Consider the following 16,770-nt stretch of genomic DNA (forward strand, 5'->3'; position numbering starts at 1 on the left):
CCCTCCTGTTTGTCGTTATGGCGTCGTCATACCACCGTGAAGCCGGCGAAGAACGGGTCTTCGCGGTCGATCCAGATCGTGTTGAAGCCGGTCGCGATCGCCGACCCTTCGATCGACGGCACGATCGCCGCCTGCTCGCCGATTATCGCCGCGCCCTCGACCCGGCCGACGAAGCGGCTGCCGATATAGCTTTCGTGGACGAAGGTATCGCCGACGCTCAGCCGCCCGGTCGCCGCCAGATGGGCGAGACGTGCCGAGGTGCCGGTGCCGCACGGGCTGCGGTCGATCGCGCGTTCGCCGTAGAAGACCGCGTTGCGCCCGTCCGCGCCGTCGCCCCTCGGCTTGTCCGCCCACAGCACATGGCTGACCCCGCGGATCGTCGGCTCCAGCGGATGGACCGGTTCGTAGACGCCGCGCACCAGTTCGCGGATCGTGCGGCTCAGCTCGACGATCCGCGCCGCGCCCAGATCATCGAGGCCGGTATAGGCACCCTGCGGTTCGATGATCGCGTAATAATTGCCGCCATAGGCGACGTTGATCGACAGCGGCCCGAACCCCGGCACGTCGATCTCCAGCCCCTGCCGCGCCAGATAGGCGGGGACGTTGCGGATTTTTACCGAGCGGACGCGGTTGCCGTCGGCCACGTAGTCGATCTCGATCACCCCGGCCGGCACCTCGACGCGCAGGCGGCCGGGTTCGCGCGGGGTAATCAGGCCGTGTTCCAGCCCGAAGGTAATCATCCCGACCGTCCCGTGCCCGCACATCGGCAGGCAGCCGGACGTTTCGATGAACAGGATCGCCGCATCCGCATCGCCGCACGGCGGGTACAGGAACCCGCCCGACATCATGTCGTGCCCGCGCGGCTCGAAGCACAGGCCGGTGCGGATCCAGTCGAAGCGGGCGAGGAAGTCCTGCCGCCGCTCCGCCATGGTGGCACCCCGCAACAGCGGCGCGCCCCCGGCCACCAGGCGGACGGGATTGCCCGCCGTGTGGCCGTCGATGCAGAAGAAGGTGTGCCGCATCAGGCCGCCGCCGTCTCCAGGGGTGCCGTCTTCAGCACCGGCCGCGTCGCCGCGCATTTCTCGACCATCGCGATCACCTCGGCCCGGCGTGCGCCTTCCAGCGGCAGGCGCGGTAGGCGGACGCGTTCCGACCCGCGGCCCATGATCTCCTCGGCCAGCTTGATCGACTGCACCAGGTCATGTTCGGCATCGAGGTGGAGCAGCGGCATGAACCAGCGATAGATGCGCCGCGCCTCTTCCCAGTCGCCGCGATAGACCGCCGCGATCAGCGCGACCGATTCCTGCGGGAACGCGCTGGTCAGGCCAGACACCCAACCGCTGGCCCCCAGCAACATGCCCTCCAGCGCCACGTCGTCGAGGCCGGCCATCACGACATAGCGGTCGCCGAAGCGGTTGATGACGTCGGTGAAGCGGCGCGGATCGGGCGCGCTTTCCTTGACCGCGACGATGTTCTTCACCGGCTCCAGCAGTTCGAGCGTCGCGAAATCGACCGACACCCGGTACGCCGGCGGGTTGTTGTAGAGCATGATCGGCAGGCCGGTCGCCTCCGCCACGGTGCGGAAATGCGTCGCCAGTTCGTTGGGCGTCGGCACATAGACCATGGCGGGCAGCAGCATCAGCGCGTCGACGCCGATATCCTCGACCTCCTTTGCAAAGGCCGCCGCGCGGTGGGTGGTGAATTCCGACACACCGCACACCAGCGGCACGCGCCCGCCGACCGCCTCGACGCCGGCGCGCAGCACGGCATGCTTTTCCGCGACGTCGAGCGAGTTGTTCTCACCACAGGTGCCGAGCAGGATCAGCCCGTCGACGCCGTCCTCGACCAGCGCGACCAGCCCGCGCTGCGTGGCATCGATATCGACCGACCCGTCCGGCGCGAACTGCGTCGTCGCCGCAGGATAGACGCCCGTCCACATGCTCGAACCAGAAACCACATCAACCTCCATAACTAGCGCCGATCGTATACGATATAAAAGTGGCGCTCGCAATCGAATTCGAGTGCGTGGTGATCGTGTCAGCGTAGGTCGGGATTGCTGCGGTGCATAGCAGTAGTGCGGGGAGCCGGTCAGACCGATCGGTTTCCGTTCGCGTCTGGTACGCCTTCGCGCGCCAGTATGCTGCGAGGATAGGCCCACAGGCCTGCAAGACAAAGGGCGGCAGTTACCGCGATCATGTAGAGATACGGCGTGATGCCGAGCCCCGAAGCCCAGGCGATCCCGGCAACAGCAAGCGCCAGCGCCGGTGTCGACAGCAGCGCCGCGCGCAACCAGCGCAGCGGGCCGGGCCGGTAGCTCAAAAGCGCCGATGTCCAGGGCAATGGTACCGCCAGGATGAGCCAGTAGAGCGGATTGACCTTCACGTCGGTATGCGACCCAGGCAGCAGGATGGTGGTGATACCCACCATGGACGGCACGATGGCGAACACCGCGATCGCGACGGCCCATCCGGTCCAGCGGTCTCTCTTTAGACGCTGCGCATAATTGTCTATCATGCGTTCCCTTTCTCTTTGTCCGCGATCACCCACACGATCAGCTCACGGATGAGACCGCCGTCTGCGCTGCTTACCACCCCCAGCACGCCCCCCGCACCGTCCAGCAGGCGCTGGCGTACCACCTTGTTGATCATTCGGGTGCCCAGCTTCACGCCGTTAATGCCCATCGCTGCGCTCAACTCGGCGCGAGCGGCGCGGGTCAAAGATCTAGCCGCAAGGTCTCCAGCCTTGACGCCGGTCTTGCTCAGCGCCGCGCCTGTCTTCGCGACGCCGACAAGCCCCCCTGCTGCCCCGACCAAACCGATCGCGTCGGCCCCTCGCATCGACCAGATATAGACCGGGCTTTTGTCGAGGGTTTCGTTGATGTCGCTCCGGCCACGGCGCGCATTGTTGACGCGGTAGACCGACGCCATGCACTGCCCGCTGCCCGCCAATGCGCCGGCATACAGCACGATGGTGGCACCAACCGTCAAGCCGCCGGTGAATGGTGCGAGCGCGCCCGTGCCAACCACGCCGATCCAACCGACCACTGCCCCGGCGCAATTCAGACCGAGCGAACGCCATTCGCTCGGCGGCACGCTGCTCGCGTTCCGGTTAGGTATTCGCGAAACCGGTGCTGGCATCGTCGGACGCGACGGAACCCCGCCCGGCCAGACGCCTGCCAACGGCTGAGATCCCTGCCGCATCACGCTCCACCCAGCCTGACGCTGCCCGGCGGTCAGCGACGGCACCCGATCCGGTCGCAATCGCTGGAAATATGCCGGGTTGATCTGTCGCTCGCGCAATTCGAACAGGATGGACCCGCCCGAACCGCCGACTGCACGCAGCTTTTCGATCCGACCGCGGTGGCGCAGCAGCACGCCCATCCCGCGCGTTTCGGGCACACTGTCGACCACCCTTACCAATGCCGCACGATTGATCGGATCGGTCGCAAGACGTTCCGGTTGTGGCCGCAAACCCATCTCCGTCTCCCATCGGTATGGCTGTGCCGTTCCCGAGTTCAGCATGTGATCTGACACGTCAACGCCGTTCAGCCGCACTCGTGCCAATGTCCGACCATAATGATCGCAGCCGCGCCGCTCGATCGTCGCCAGCCCCCGCGCGATTACCGCCACCCCGGATGCAACCGGGTCACCCGCAACGCCCCGCTGGCCGCGTCGGGAGTGGCTGGGCATCTCCGGCGCATCGATACCGAAGAGACGGATAGCCGTCATGTATGGCTGAGAGCGCCTCGCTGTTCGATCCCGATCATGAGGGTGGGCGGGCCTGTCGTCCGTTTTGACTATCCCCTAATCAGGAAGCCCCACGCACACCAAAACGGCGCGGTGGTTACCCACCGCGCCGTCGGTCGTTCGACGATTCCGCTCCGCCCGATGCCGGACGGCGCAGGAAGACGCCTTACTTCTTTGCCTGGCCCGAGGCGCCCGAGACGGCCGAACCGGCCGACTTCAGGTCCTTGCCGGCACCGTTCACGGTATTGCACGCACCGAGCGATACCGAAGCGGCGAGCACCAGCCCGAGGGCGATCTTCTTGGTCATGTCATTTCTCCCTTGCAGTAGGAACCGGGTGCGGCGGGCCAGATACGCCGGCCCGCCGCTTGTACATTCAGCGTAACCGACGACGGGTTGCCGTGGTTGCACCGAAACCTGCGGCCGCCGCACCGATCAGCAGTGCGAAGACGAGGATGAACGACGTGCCGGCGGCAGCGCCTGCGGCCTTGTCGGTCGCCGACTTGGCGGTCGCGACGGCGTCGTTCTTGGTCTGGACGAACTGTGCTTTGGCGCGCGTCACCTGGGCCTGCGCCTCCGGACGGCTGATCTTGCGCTGGGCGGCGACCACATCGACGATGCGGCTTTCGGCCTGCTGGCCCTCGGCACCGCCACGGGCGAGCGCGGGGAGCTGCTTGGCGATTTCGGCCTGCGCCTGTTCCGGGGTCATCTGCGCCGGATCATTCGGCGCGTCCGACAGATACTGTGCGGCTTCGCTGCGCACGTCGCGCGCTGCTTCCTTCACGTCGCCGGCATCGACACCCGCGGCCGAGGCAGCGGCAGGCGCGACCGAGGCTGCGGCACCGACTGCGCTGCCCGCCGTACCGGCAACCGCACCGACCGTGCGGAACGCGCCGCCGATGATGCCACCGACCGCCGAGGTCAGCAGGTACAGCGTCAGGATCAACGTGACGCCCCACACGACCAGCCCGTGGACCAGCGCGTCGAAGCGTTCATGCACGCCCGCGACCCGTGCGGCGGCATAGCCACCCGCACCCAGCGCGATGACGGTGGTGATGAGCCAGTAGATGCCCGCACCGATGCCGAACCCGGCCGCCCCCGGCGTGGTACCGTCGACCGGATCGACCATCGTCAGCCCGATGCCGGCGCCGAGGATGCCCAGCACCAGCTGGATCGCGACGGCCAGCACGACGCCGGCAAAGATCGCGCCCCACGACAGCCGGGTCGCGGTCTTGCCGATATGCGTCTCGTCGATCGGCCCAAGGCCGTTGGTAACATTGTGAACCATGATGTCTCCTGTTGAACTCCTGAGGGTCGGGGCGCTGGATCAGCGCTCTCCCTTCCCATCATCCCCTGCTGCGTCCGGCTTCGTGGCGTCCGGCGCTTGTTTCTGTTTGGCCCCGTCGCGGCGGGCGGTGTCGTCGCCGATCAGCGTACCGATCGCCTCCAGCACCGACGCCTTCGCCTTCGCGGCGGCCTTTGCCTGCTCTTCGGAAGAGCGCTTCTTGTCTTGTGTCATGGTGCGGCCTCCTGTTCCGTTGGCCGGTCGAGCGTGTCGCCATCGAAGCCCCGGGCCCGTGCCCAGGCGACGGCGGCGATGCGGCGATTGACCCCGATCTTGGCATAGATGCGCGCGACATGGTTGCGCACGGTGTTGCTCGCGACGTCCAGCGTCCGCGCGATCGTCTTGTCGTCATATCCCCGACAGATCAGCGCCAGCACCTCGCGTTCGCGCGGGGTCAGGTCGTCGAGGCCGGGGCCGTCGTTCGCCGCCTGCGGCGTGCGCAACCGGGCAAGTTTTTCCATGATCGACCGGCTGAACCAGCTGGTGTCCTTCATCACCGCCTCGATCGCCTCGACCAGTTCCAGCTCGGTCGCCTTGCGCTGGGTGATGTCCTGAAACGCCCACAGCACGCACGCATCCTTGCCCAGACGGATCGCCTCGGTCGAAATCAGGCAGTCGATCATCGCGCCGTCGCGCGCGAAAATCCGCGCCTCGTGCCCGCGCAGGTCGTGGCCGGCATCGATCGCCCGTTCGATGCCATGGCGGATTTCGCTGCTTTCCCACAATTCGACCTCGCCCAGCGGGCGGCCGATGATCTCGTCGGCAGAATAGCCGGTCATCGCGGTGAAGCTGGCATTCACCTCGCACAGCAGATGCCCGTCGCGCGCGCCGATCGCCATCGGCACCGGTGCCAGCTGGAACATCCGGGTGAAACGGTCCTCGCTGTGGTGCAGCGCGGCCTGTGCGGTGCGGCGCGGCTCGAGGTCGGCGAAGGTGAACAACATGCACGGCTGTTCGCCCATGTCGATCGGCTGTCCGGCGACGATGACCAGCCTGGTCCCGCCGTCGGGCAGTTCCAGTTCGGCCTCCATCTGCGGAATGGTGCGCCCTTCGCCCAGGCGTTCCTTGGCCAGATCGCGCCGATCGCCCAGGCGCAGCACGTCGATGTCGTACACCGTCTTCGACAGCACCTGATCCCGGTCGAACCCGGTCATGTCGAGGAACCCTTGATTGACTTTTACGTAGCGCAGGTCGCTCAGGCGGCAGATGACGGCGGGCGCGGGGTTGGCGTTGAACGATTGTTCGAACCGGTCCTCCGCCTCGTACCGTGCCGACACGTCCTGGATGATGAGCACCAGACAGGCCGGTTCGCCATCGTCGCTGTCGTTCAGGACAAGGCTGCGCACCTGATGGACCCAGCGCGGTTCGTCTTCGCCCGCGACGGTCACTTCGACCACCACTTCGGAAAAACGGTCGCCCGCCACCACCCGCTCGAGCGGATAGTCATCCGCTTCGAGACGGTGGTTGTTGCGATACCGCAGCTGAAACCGCGACCGATATTCCTCGACCGTCTCGCCCAGTTCGGCGAGGTCGCCGACCCCGTGCATCGACAGCGCGGCATCGTTCGCCCAGAGCAGGCTCTGGTCGGGATCGATCAGGATCACCCCTTCGTCGAGGCCCGCGACGATCTGGCGCAGGTGGCGCAGGTCGGCGGTCTCGCGCAGGGATTTGAACGCAGCCTCGTCCATCGTGCGATCAGCCGCGACGCCCGTGCAGCAGCCAGGCGAGGCCATAGCCGATGATGGCGGCACCGGCGGCCCACAGCAGCGGGTTGTCCTCGACGGTGTGCTGCGCGACCTTGCCACCGTGCTGTGCGCGGTCGGCGACCTGGCGGTCGGCGGTCTTCAGCTTCGCACGGGCTTCGTCGGCCATTGCGGGCGCGCTGTCGATCGCATCCTCGATGATCTCGCGGACGCGGCCATAGCTATGCTGCGCGCCGCCCGCGATCTGATCGACCACGCCGTCGACCTGCAGGCCGCGATGGTCGACGACATCGCCGACGGTCTTTTCGACCTTGCCGGTGGCGTAGCGGACGCCGCCTTCGAATTCATCCTTGTTCATGATGCTTTCCTTTCCGAATGGAGGATCAGGGGAGGACGTTGCAGCCTGCGGCGGCCTTGCCGACCGCCAGCGCGATCGCCGGGTCCTTGATCTCGCCCGCCACGCGCACGAGGTCGCCGACCGTCAGCGCGGCCGGGTTGGGATCGTCTTTCTTGTACGCGGCGGCGGCACGGCCGAGCTGCTGCAGCTGGCCGAGCGACAGGTCGCCCTGCAGGCGCGTGCCGACGCAATCGGCGCGCTGCGCGTCCAGCCCATAGCGCTGGAGTCCGGTCGAGATACGGGTGGCAGGCGCGGCGCAGGCGCCCAGCGCAAGCGTGCCGAGCAGGGTAATCGCAACTGCCTTCATGGACCGGTCTCCCACGACACGGCCGCAGGGGCGCGACCGGTCAGGGCGCATCAACCGACCGGAAGGACTAGCGTTCCTGGTATCTTTGCGGGATTACCTAGTCCGAAAGTACCATCACGATCAGGGCCGCCTGTTCGGCGTACAGTCGCGACATGCGCAAATGAATCGCGCGTATTTCTATTTCGGTGGTATTTTCAGCGAGTTGCCGATGTACTTCCGACCGGCCGATCAGATAGGTGCGCTCCTCCGTCGCGGAGAGAAGCGGGGCGGCGGGACGGGCGGTCAGGGACATGGTGCGATAGTATCGGTACGGTATCGTTCCGGCTATCGTGCAGAACTACCTGTCGGCATGGTTGTTCGGCACCTGTTTGCGCCCCGATGTCGCGCCGGCGCGCCCGTGCCCCCGCACAGCCTTCGCGCCTCTCAACCCAAACACAACGTCACCCCGGACTTGATCCGGGGTGACGAGGAGCGTCAGTTTCTGAGCGGCTTGCCCGTCTGCAGCACATGGGTCACGCGGTCCTGCGTACGGGTGTCGCGCATCGCGTCGAGGAACACGCGGCGTTCCAGTGTCAGCAGCGCGTCTTCGGTCACGACGTCGATGATGTCGGTGTCGCCGCCGGTCAGCACCTCGGCCACGCGGCCCGACACCACTTCGTCATAGGGCGTCGCCAGCCCCTTCGCGCGGAAGCCGCGCACGACGTCGGCAATCGCGATGCGACCGCTTGTCCCCGGCAGGCGATAGACCGGCGGTTCGGGCGGGGCATAGCCCTCGACCAGCGCCAGTGCCTTGGCCTTGGCATCGGCCAGCAACCGGTCGCGGTTCATGGTGATGCCGTCGCGCGCCCGCAGGAAGTGCAGCTCGCGCGCTTCCGCCGCCGACTTGGACACCTTGGCGGTCGAGATCGTCTCGAACGCCACACCCACCGCCGGCATCGGCCCGCGCGGGGTGCCCTTCGCCTTCGCGATCCGGTCGAGCAATTCGCCATGCCCGCCCCATCCGGGGACGAGGCCGGCACCGGCCTCGACCAGCCCCATATAGGTCTCGGCATGCGCCTGGATCGCATCGGCGTGGAGCGAAATCTCGCACCCGCCGCCGAGCGCCATGCCGGCAGGCGCCGCAACCACCGGGAACGGCGCGTATTTCAGCGCCTTGAACGTCGCCTGCCCGCCGGCGATCATCTGCTCGATCTGCTCCCACGCGCCCGACTTCACCGCCCAGAGTGCCAGGAACAGGTTGGCCCCGACCGAGAAATTCGCCGCGTCGGTATAGATCACCAGCGCCTTGAACCGATCGCTCACCACCGCGATCGTCTCGTTCAGCAGCGCGACCACCTTGTCGTCGAGCGCGTTGCTCTTGCCGGTAAATTCGAAGCAGACGACGCCGTCGCCCACGTCCCACAGCGCCGCCGATTCATTGCGCAGAACCGGTTCCGACCGCAGCTTGACGTCGGCGAGCAGCAGCACGCCCTCCCCGCGCACCACATCGGCGTACGCGCCATCCAGCGTCAGATATTGCCGCTTGCCGCCCTCGACCCGGTAGAAGGTCCGGTCGCCCACGGTGTCGAGGATCGGCGGGACGTCGCGCCCCTCGGCGCGCAGCCGGCCGCTGAGCTTCGCCGCGCCGATGCGGTCGATCAGCTCGAACGGCCCATATTTCCAGTTATAGCCGAGCTTCATCGCGTCATCGATGCCGACGATATCGTCGGCCGCCTCACCCACCAGCATCGCGGCATAGGGCAGCACGCGCCCGAGGATCGCCCAGGCATAATCGCCCGACGGCCCGTCCAGTTCGATCAGCTTGCCCAGATACTTCGCCGCATCGGCGGGCAGGTCGGCCGGCGTCTGCTGTTCGCGATACTCGCCGGTGTCGAGGTCGATCGCATATTTGGTCCGCGTCGCCTTGTCGAAGCGATAGAAGCCGCCCTTGCCCTTGCGGCCGGTGAACCCTTCCGCGATCATCTTGTCGACCAGCGGCATCGGCCGCACCGTGTCGAAATAGGGATCACCCTGCGGCAGCGTCGCGGTCAGGCTCTTGGACAGGAGCGGCATCAGGTCGATGCCGACCAGATCGACCAGTCCGAAAATACCGGTCTTGGGCACGCCCATCGGCCGCCCGCCGATCTGGTCCGCCTGCTCGACGGTAAGCCCCAAATCCATCGCCGCGTTGATCGCGACCGCCAGCCAATAGGTGCCGATACGGTTGGCGATGAAGCCCGGCGTATCCTTCGCCCGCACGATCCGCTTGCCCAGATGCCGGTCGACGAAATCCTCGACCTTGCCCGCCACCGCCGGATCGGTGTCGGTGCCCCGCACGATCTCGATCAGCCGCATATAGCGCGGCGGGTTGAAGAAATGGGTGATGAGGAAATCGGCACGAAACGCCTCGCTCCGCCCCGCCACCAGATGGTCGAGCGGGATGGTCGAGGTGTTGGACGATACCGCCGTACCGGGACGCTTCAGCGCCTCGATCCGGGCATAGAGCGATTGCTTGATATCGAGCCGCTCGACGATCGCCTCGACGATCCAGTCGCATTCGGCGATGCGCTCCAGATGGTCGTCGATATTGCCGGTCTCGACCAGCTTGGCCGCCGATTTCGACATGAACGGCGCAGGGTCCGTCTTGAGCATCCGCGCGACCGCGCCCTTGGCCACCGCGTCACGGTCGGGACCGTCCTTGGCGATATCGAGCAGCAGCACCGGCACCCCGGCATTGGCGACATGCGCGGCGATGCCGGCGCCCATCACCCCTGCGCCGATGACGCAGACCTTGCGGATCGCCGCGTCCATCATGCGCGCTCCAGCACGGTGGCGATGCCCTGTCCGCCGCCGATGCACTGGGTTGCCAGCGCATAGCGACCGCCCTCGCGCGCCAGCAGCGCCGCCGCCTTGCCGACGATCCGCGCGCCCGTAGCACCCAAGGGATGGCCGATCGCGATCGCCCCGCCGTCGAGGTTGATCGCGTCTTGCCTAATGCCAAGGTCGCGGATGCAGGCGATCGCCTGCGCCGCGAACGCCTCGTTGATCTCGACCACATCGATATCGTCGATGGTCAGCCCGGCACGCTCCAGCGCCTTTTTCGACGCGCCGATCGGGCCCAGCCCCATCGTTTCCGGCGCGCAGCCCGAAATGCCAATCGACTTGATCCGGGCAAGGATGGTCAGGCCGTGCTTCGTCGCGAATTCCTCCGACGTGACCAGCACCGCGCTCGCCCCATCGGTCAGCGGCGACGACGTGCCGGCGGTGACCGATCCGTCCTGGCGGAAGGCGGGTTTCAGGCCGGACAGCGCTTCGCTGGTGGTGTCGGGACGGATCGTGCCGTCCTCGCTCACCACGCCGCCCTTGGTCTGGATCGGGATAATCTCGTCGGTCAGCTTACCCGAGCTGCGTGCGGCACCGGCCTTGCGCTGGCTGGCGACGGCGAACGCGTCCTGTTCATCGCGGGTGATCTGATACTGGGTCGCGACATTCTCGGCGGTGTCGCCCATGCCCATATAGGCCCCGGCGCTCTTGGCGGCGAGCGCAGGGTTGGGCAGCGGGTTGTAGCCGCCCATCGGCACCCGGCTCATCGATTCGAGGCCCGCGCAGATGAACGCCTCACCCGCGCCGACCTCGATCTGCCCGGCGGCGATATGGATCGCGCTCATCGACGATCCGCAGAAGCGGTTGACGGTCATGCCGCCGACCGACAGCGGCAAATCGCCCAGCAGCGCCACCATCCGCGCGACGTTGAAGCCCTGTTCCCCTTCGGGAAAGGCGCAGCCCATCACCACGTCCTCGATCAGCGCGGCATCGACCCCGGTGCGCTCGATCAGGCCGCGCACGACCTGCGCCGCCAGATCCTCCGGCCGGACCCGCGCCAGCGCGCCCTTGCCCGCCAGGTGAAAGGGGGAGCGAACATAGCCTGCGATTACGGCCTTCATCGAAGCGATCCTTTCCACGGTCTGCCATGCGTGTCATGGCTATATGCCCTATACGATAGCTATGTTACCTATAGGGTATATGGACGGGGCGCAATGGCCGACAGGGACTAGGGTGATGGACGAGGAACTGAGCGGCATCCACGCCGTCGCCGACACGCTGGGCATCACCCCGCGCACGCTGCGGCTGTACGAGGACAAGGGGCTGATCCACCCGGTGCGCGTCGGCAACAACCGCGCCTACAGCCACCGCGACATCGTGCGGATGCGCCTGATCCTGCGCGGCAAGCGCCTGGGGTTCACCCTGCGCGAGATCCAGGAATTCCTCGACCTCTACAGCAGCGACCCCGGACAGGATGAACAGATGCGGACGCTGGCCGAACGCTGCCGCAGCCGGATCGACGCGCTGAACCTGCAACGCCAGGCGCTGGAGCAGACCGTCGCCGAGCTGGAGGAACTGGAACAGACCGCGCTGGCGCATCGCTGCAAGGGCGGGCGGTAGCGGCGGCGCTCCGGGCAGGATGCGCCATCCGCCCCGATACGTACCCCCGCCTGCGCGGGGGTACGGCCGGAAGGGCGATCTGCCTTCCGCCGCCAATGTGCCCCTTGCGGGATCGGGCGGGACCGCGCACCCTTGGGCGAACCGGGGATGGAGACTATCATGCGCGTACTGTTTGCGACGATCGGGGCCACCATGTTGTGCGCGGGCGCCGCACAGGCACAGGACGGCGCCACCACGCCGGGGGGCAAGGAAGCGCTGACCCTGCTGGTCGACGGGGTGAAGTTCCAGACGGTCGCCGGCAACGGACAGGTGCCGGCCTATGCCGCGTATCTGAAGGCGAAGCTGCTGTCCGCCGGCTTCGCGCCCGCCGAGGTGCAGTTCGTGGCGCTCGGCGAAACCGGCTATCTGACCGCGCGCACGCCGGGGCGCGACCGCAAGGCGAAACCGGTCGTCGTGCTGGCGCATATGGACGTGGTGGCCGCCGATCCGAAGGACTGGACCCGCGATCCGTTCACGCCGGTCGTCGAGAACGGCTATGTCTTCGGGCGGGGCAGTCTCGATAACAAGGCCGGGCTGTCGATGGCGGTCGCCACGCTGATGCAGCTGCGCCGTGCGAAATGGGTGCCGCAGCGCGACGTCGTGCTGGTGCTGACCGGCGACGAGGAAACCACGATGCAGACGACGAAGGCGGCGGCGGCGGCGTTCAAGGATGCCGCGCTGGTGCTCAACGCCGATGCCGGCGGCGGGCAGCTGGGCGACGATGGCAAGCCGGTGGTCTATGCGTTGCAGGCGGCGGAAAAGGTCTATGGCGACTGGCATCTGAGCGTCACCGATCCCGGCGGGCACAGCAGCCGTCCGGGGCCGGACAATGCGATCGTCCATCTGGCGACGGCGGTGACCCGCATCGCCGCCTATCGCTTCCCCCCACAACAGAACGAAATCACGAAGGCGTCGCTGGCGGGCACCGCGACGATGACGCCGGGGCCGCTGGGCGCGGCGATGCGGGCGTTCTCCGCCAATCCCGCCGACACCGCCGCTGCCGACATCCTGTCTGCCGACAAACGCTATATCGGACAGGTCCGCACCACCTGCGTGCCCACCATGTTCAACGGCGGGCATGCGCCGAACGCCCTGCCGCAGCGCGCGGTCGCCAATATCAACTGCCGCATCTTTCCCGGCACCCCGCGCGCCGCTGTCGAGGCGAAACTGGTCGCACTGGCCGCCGATCCGAAGGTCACGGTGCGCTTCAACGACAATGGCACGATCGAGGCCGGCGCCTCCCCGCTTGACCCCAAGGTGCTGGGCGCGGTGAAGGCGGCGGTGGCAAAGCGCGCGCCCGGCCTGCTGGTGGTGCCAGCGCAGGAAGCGGGCGCGACCGATTCGATGCACTTCCGCGCCTATGGCATCCCCAGCTTCGGGGTCGGCGGGGTGTTCATGAAGCCCAGCGACAGCTTCGCCCACGGGCTGAACGAACGCGTGCCGGTGGCGACGTTCGATCCGGGCGTCGCATGGTGGGAATCGCTGCTGAGAACGCTGGGGTAGGCACGCATCACGCCCGCCCCGCCCCGGACTTGATCCGGGGTCCCGCTTCTTCTTGCGCGACGGAAAGCAAGCGCCACCCCGGGTCAAGCCCGGGGCGACGGCCATATATACGGCGGTAAATGCGTTACCCGAACAGCGTAAGCACGCCGCGCGACGGGTCGACCAGCCCTTCGTAGATCATCTTGCACGCGACATAGACGATGACCGCAAGGCCGACATAGGCGACCCAACGATACCGCTCGATCACGCGGGCCAGCACGTTGGCGGCAACACCCATCAGCGCGACCGACAGGATCAGGCCGATGGCAAGGATGCCGGGATGCTCGCGAGCCGCACCGGCAACGGCCAGCACATTGTCGAGGCTCATCGACACGTCGGCGACCGCGACCGCCCAGGCGGCGCTGGCAAAGGTGCGCGGCGCGCGGGCCTTCAGCTCGGCGGCCTCGTCGCCGGCATCGCCGCCTTCCTTCAGCTCGCGCCACATCTTCCACGCGACCCACACCAGCAGCAACCCGCCGGCAAAGACGAGGCCGGTGACCTGCAACAGCTGCGTGACGACCAGCGCAAAGGCGACGCGCAGCACCAGCGCCGCGCCGACGCCGATCAGGATGACCTTGCGCCGCATCTCGGCGGGCAGCCCGGCGGCAAGCGCACCGACGACGATCGCGTTGTCGGCGGCCAGCATGATGTCGATCAACACGACCTGCCCAAAGGCGGCCAGCGCCGACGGGCTGCCGATATTGGCGAAATCGGCGACGATATGGTTCCACAGTTCGTTCATCGGGGCAGCCTATAGCGAGAAAGCGTCACGGAACCAGCGCCGCGCGCACGTTCAGTATACTGGCGTGTCGAACCGGCGGGCGGGGGCGAGGTTCCTTGGTCGCAATACAGCCTGTCGTACCAACCCGCGCCGTGGCAGGATGCGTCATGCTCCGCCTCGCACCGCTTGCCGCCCTCGCCATCGCTGCGCCCGCCCCGGCACAGGACGCGCCGCGCTACGACGTCGCGGAACGGACGCGGGTGCTGGCGTTCGATCCGGCACGGTTCTTTGCCGATACGCCGAAACCGGCGATCGCCATCCGCTATGTCGGCGACGATCGCCGGGTCCCGATCTATGCTATTGCGGTGCGGCGTGGCTGCCGAACCGATCCGGGGTCGGTCGACGCCGACCTCGACTGCGGCCAGCGGCTGATCGCCCGGATGCTCCGCGCGCCTTTTCCCGGCCAACCCGACCGCCCGCGCCTGCGCGGTTATCGCCTGATCGGGACGCTGGAACAGCGCCGCGTTGCCAGCGACGACGAACTGCGCCGGGGACTGGACGGTGCGGGACTGGAATGGGTCGAGGCGGACGTGCGGCGATGCCCGAAGGCGATGGCGCATCTCGCGACGATGGGCACGTTACGCTTCGCCGCGGGAATCGATTTCGACCGGCGCTTGCCGGAAATCATATTGCACGCCGACAGTATCCGATTGGAGATAGGCGATTACCTGCTCAGCCACAGCTATGAAGGCTGGCTGAAGCCCGGCACGGCCGGCGCGTGGGCCGATGCCTTTGCAAAAAGTCTGGAGGGCTGCTGGAAACCGGCCACCGCACCGGTGCCGTGGCAGGCACCGGTGCGGTAGCGTCCCCCCTATTTCCCCCGCGCGCTTACCGTCCGGTCGCGCGTCGCGCGGAATTCGCTGTCGGTCGACCAGTTCGGCCAGACCCGGCCATCGGCCAGGCGACGGCCGAGCGTGTAGAGGATCGTCATGTCGCTCTGCACGCTGCCCGTGTTCCACTTCGGATCATATTGGTCGGCGGGCTGGTGATAGCGGTCGCGGGTATAGGCGTCTTCCAGGGCCTTGCCACGCGCCGCGCCGCCGACCACCAGGTCGCGGCCGGGGCTGTAGGACAGGGCCGGCACGCCGCGCTTGGCGAACGAGAAATGGTCGGAGCGATAGAACAGCCCCGCCTCGGGCCGCGCATCGGGGGTGTAGCGCCGCCCCTCGGTGCCCGCCGTTTCGGTCAGCATCGTCAGCAGGTCGAGTTTGGCGATGCCGTACATGCTGAAGTCACGGGTCTTTTCGCTGCCGAACGGGCCGTCCATGTTGACGACCCCCGCCGTCGTCGCCAGCGGGCGCAGCGGATTGGCGGCGTAATATTCGGACCCCAGCAGCCCCTTTTCCTCCGCCGTCACCGCCAGGAACAGGACCGAGCGGTCGGGCTTCGGCGCGCTGCCATATGCCCGCGCCAGTTCGAGCAACGCGGCGACGCCCGACGCATTGTCGAGCGCGCCGTTATAGATGCGGTCGCCCTTCGCATCGGGCTGTCCGACGCCCAGGTGATCCCAGTGCGCCGAATAGATCACGGTCTCGTCCGGATGCTTCGCGCCCGGCAGGATACCCGCGACATTGTGCGAGGTGATGACCTCTGGCTTCACCGTATAGGCCGCGTCCAGCGTCGCCTTGAGCGGGATGGCGCGGAAATCGGCCTTGCGCGCGGCGGCCTTCGCCGCCTCGAAATCCAGCCCGGCCTGCTTGAACAGATCGGCCGCCAGGTCGCGCTGGATCCAGCCCTCCATCGGCACATGCGACGCGGCGGGGTCCTTGCGCACGATATCGAACATCGTGTTGGTGTTCGAATTCTTGACCGTGGCCCAGCCATAGGAGGCGGGCGCGCTTTCGTGGACGATCAGGACACCCGCCGCGCCCTGCCGCGCCGCTTCCTCGTACTTGTACGTCCAGCGACCGTAATAGGTCATCGCCTTGCCGCCGAAATCGCCCTCGCCCCCGTCGAAATCGGGGTCGTTGATGAGCACGACCATGATCTTGCCTTTAAGGTCGACGCCCTTGAAGTCATCCCAGTTCCGCTCGGGCGCCTTCACGCCGTATCCGACGAACACCAGCGGCGCGTTCGCGATCGCGACCGATGTCTGCCCGGTCATCGCCGCGCGCACCGCGATCTCGCTGCCCTGGGTCAGCGGGCGTTTCGTGCCGGCGGCCGTGATCGACAGCTGCGGCGTGCCGACGATATCGGACTTCAGCAGCGGCACGTCCTGATACCAGCTGCCCTTGTCCCCGGCGGGTTGCAGCCCGGCGGCCTTCATCTGCTGCGCGATATAGGCGATGCTCTTTTCCTCGCCCGGCGTCGCCGGCCCGCGCCCCTCATACGCATCGCTCGCCAGCGTTTCGATATCGCGCGAGATGCGCCGCGTGTCGAAGGTCGGCGCCTTTGGCGCGGGCGCGGCGACGGCGGCGGTCGACAGCAGCAGGGTGGTGAGGATCAGGCGCTTCATCGGGCACGAACTCCAGGCGGATGCAGGGATGCCCG

General features: G+C 67.2%; 18 protein-coding genes. 3 read left to right on the forward strand and 15 right to left on the reverse strand.

Going from position 1 to position 16,770, the window contains the following annotated elements; translation table 11 throughout:
* Nucleotides 1-26: 26 nt before the first annotated feature.
* From ASE67_RS16620 to ASE67_RS16675, 13 genes are all read right to left on the reverse strand, one after another.
* Nucleotides 27-1,022: a 4-hydroxyproline epimerase gene (locus ASE67_RS16620; protein ID WP_055764015.1), complete on the reverse strand. Its 996-nt coding sequence runs from the start codon at nt 1,020-1,022 to the stop codon at nt 27-29.
* On the reverse strand, nt 1,022-1,939 hold the full coding sequence (locus ASE67_RS16625) for a dihydrodipicolinate synthase family protein (protein ID WP_235511973.1): 918 nt from the start codon (nt 1,937-1,939) through the stop codon (nt 1,022-1,024). Before ASE67_RS16625 ends, ASE67_RS16620 begins: the two co-directional genes overlap by 1 nt.
* Before the next feature lie 149 nt (nt 1,940-2,088).
* Nucleotides 2,089-2,514, reverse strand: a complete 426-nt coding sequence (locus ASE67_RS16630) for a hypothetical protein (RefSeq protein WP_055763886.1) — start codon at nt 2,512-2,514, stop codon at nt 2,089-2,091.
* The gene (locus ASE67_RS16635) at nt 2,511-3,728 is read right to left on the reverse strand and encodes a thermonuclease family protein (protein ID WP_156348673.1); all 1,218 of its coding nucleotides are present in this window, start codon (nt 3,726-3,728) and stop codon (nt 2,511-2,513) included. Before ASE67_RS16635 ends, ASE67_RS16630 begins: the two co-directional genes overlap by 4 nt.
* Nucleotides 3,729-3,912: 184 nt before the next feature.
* Nucleotides 3,913-4,053 (reverse strand): entericidin A/B family lipoprotein, encoded by a 141-nt coding sequence (locus ASE67_RS17895; protein ID WP_082457213.1) that lies wholly within the window; start codon nt 4,051-4,053, stop codon nt 3,913-3,915.
* 67 nt (nt 4,054-4,120) lie between these two features.
* Nucleotides 4,121-5,032, reverse strand: coding sequence for a hypothetical protein (locus ASE67_RS16640; protein WP_055763890.1), 912 nt, complete (start codon nt 5,030-5,032; stop codon nt 4,121-4,123).
* A 39-nt stretch (nt 5,033-5,071) separates the two neighbouring features.
* Nucleotides 5,072-5,263 carry a hypothetical protein gene (locus ASE67_RS16645; RefSeq protein WP_055763891.1) on the reverse strand — a complete coding sequence of 64 codons (192 nt, stop codon included), beginning with the start codon at nt 5,261-5,263 and terminating at the stop codon, nt 5,072-5,074.
* Nucleotides 5,260-6,777, reverse strand: coding sequence for a PAS domain S-box protein (locus ASE67_RS16650; protein ID WP_055764018.1), 1,518 nt, complete (start codon nt 6,775-6,777; stop codon nt 5,260-5,262). Before ASE67_RS16650 ends, ASE67_RS16645 begins: the two co-directional genes overlap by 4 nt.
* A gap of 7 nt (nt 6,778-6,784) precedes the next feature.
* Complete coding sequence (locus ASE67_RS16655; protein WP_055763894.1) at nt 6,785-7,150, reverse strand: CsbD family protein; 366 nt, start codon at nt 7,148-7,150, stop codon at nt 6,785-6,787.
* Nucleotides 7,151-7,175: 25 nt separating this feature from the next.
* Complete coding sequence (locus tag ASE67_RS16660; RefSeq protein WP_055763896.1) at nt 7,176-7,496, reverse strand: hypothetical protein; 321 nt, start codon at nt 7,494-7,496, stop codon at nt 7,176-7,178.
* A gap of 97 nt (nt 7,497-7,593) precedes the next feature.
* Nucleotides 7,594-7,788 (reverse strand): hypothetical protein, encoded by a 195-nt coding sequence (locus ASE67_RS16665; RefSeq protein WP_055763898.1) that lies wholly within the window; start codon nt 7,786-7,788, stop codon nt 7,594-7,596.
* A 182-nt stretch (nt 7,789-7,970) separates the two neighbouring features.
* Complete coding sequence (locus ASE67_RS16670) at nt 7,971-10,286, reverse strand: 3-hydroxyacyl-CoA dehydrogenase/enoyl-CoA hydratase family protein (RefSeq protein WP_055763900.1); 2,316 nt, start codon at nt 10,284-10,286, stop codon at nt 7,971-7,973.
* Nucleotides 10,286-11,419 (reverse strand): thiolase family protein, encoded by a 1,134-nt coding sequence (locus tag ASE67_RS16675; protein ID WP_055763902.1) that lies wholly within the window; start codon nt 11,417-11,419, stop codon nt 10,286-10,288. The genes ASE67_RS16670 and ASE67_RS16675 overlap by 1 nt, the downstream gene beginning before the upstream one ends.
* 115 nt (nt 11,420-11,534) lie before the next feature.
* Here ASE67_RS16675 and ASE67_RS16680 point away from each other — a divergent pair, with 115 nt between their 5' ends.
* A complete protein-coding gene (locus tag ASE67_RS16680; protein WP_082457214.1) occupies nt 11,535-11,918 on the forward strand; it encodes a MerR family transcriptional regulator in 384 nt (127 codons plus the stop codon).
* A 159-nt stretch (nt 11,919-12,077) separates the two neighbouring features.
* The gene (locus tag ASE67_RS16685; protein ID WP_082457227.1) at nt 12,078-13,460 is read left to right on the forward strand and encodes a M20/M25/M40 family metallo-hydrolase; all 1,383 of its coding nucleotides are present in this window, start codon (nt 12,078-12,080) and stop codon (nt 13,458-13,460) included.
* Nucleotides 13,461-13,584: 124 nt separating this feature from the next.
* On the opposite strand, the gene ASE67_RS16690 is transcribed toward ASE67_RS16685, so the two are convergent.
* Entirely contained in the window at nt 13,585-14,241 is a 657-nt protein-coding gene (locus tag ASE67_RS16690) for a TerC family protein (RefSeq protein WP_055763906.1), read from the reverse strand.
* 146 nt (nt 14,242-14,387) lie between these two features.
* Here ASE67_RS16690 and ASE67_RS16695 point away from each other — a divergent pair, with 146 nt between their 5' ends.
* Nucleotides 14,388-15,083 (forward strand): hypothetical protein, encoded by a 696-nt coding sequence (locus ASE67_RS16695; protein WP_055763908.1) that lies wholly within the window; start codon nt 14,388-14,390, stop codon nt 15,081-15,083.
* Between the two features lie 8 nt (nt 15,084-15,091).
* Here ASE67_RS16695 and ASE67_RS16700 read toward each other — a convergent pair whose 3' ends face one another.
* Entirely contained in the window at nt 15,092-16,735 is a 1,644-nt protein-coding gene (locus ASE67_RS16700; RefSeq protein ID WP_055763910.1) for a M28 family metallopeptidase, read from the reverse strand.
* Nucleotides 16,736-16,770 lie beyond the last annotated feature (35 nt).

It is taken from the genome of Sphingomonas sp. Leaf23 (genome assembly GCF_001421585.1).
Lineage (GTDB): Bacteria > Pseudomonadota > Alphaproteobacteria > Sphingomonadales > Sphingomonadaceae > Sphingomonas.